The sequence below is a fragment of the Herbiconiux daphne genome (assembly GCF_024979295.1).
Classification (GTDB): domain Bacteria; phylum Actinomycetota; class Actinomycetes; order Actinomycetales; family Microbacteriaceae; genus Herbiconiux; species Herbiconiux daphnes.
Genome location: NZ_JANLCJ010000557.1, coordinates 1 through 603, shown reverse-complemented (window position 1 = coordinate 603; position 603 = coordinate 1). Strand labels below are relative to the sequence as shown.

Sequence of the window (603 nt, the reverse complement as noted above, 5' to 3'; positions counted from 1 at the left end):
CTACGATCCGACTTGAAAATTTCTGCGAGTTGATCCGCGTCCTGACCTTTAAGGCTTGGGATCAAATCAGTATCGATCATAGCCTGAAAAAGTTTGACCCCCTCTGTTGCTGTTTCAATGTATCTCATTTTATCACTCCCCAAAGATTTTTCCCCACTTCACGAACTGCCATATATCGGCGGTTTCCACTGCGTCCGATCCATGATATCCAAACATAACCACCCGCGGTTATTTTAGAATCGTATTGAACTTTTTGACCTTTTCGGTAGGTTTCACCTGTATCGCTAACCGTTGACACGATCGGACTTTTTCGAATCTTGATCGTTCGATCCGGATACAAAGTTGCGTGTTCTGTGATCCGATCTGACGGACTAGAAACGTCTGCTGAATACGGCGGACGTAGGTAGCAAACGAATTGATACGGTTGACCCTTACCGAACTTATAGAAATTACGTTTCACGGGATCAAGCTTGCCTTGTGAATTCTGATCGAATACCCAAAGCCCCGTTGATTCCACACCGACTACAACGCCCGTGTGTCCGTATTTTCCATAGATTGAACTAGCGACAAATATATCCCCGATCTGCGGTGTGGTGTGTTTTG

Annotated in this window: 1 protein-coding gene; it reads right to left on the bottom strand. The window is 45.3% G+C overall.

Annotated elements, in window-relative coordinates; all coding sequences use genetic code 11:
• Positions 1 to 124: 124 nt before the first annotated feature.
• Positions 125 to 603, bottom strand: a 479-nt coding sequence (locus tag N1032_RS26425; protein ID WP_259543620.1) for an SH3 domain-containing protein, incomplete at its 5' end; no start/stop codon positions are given.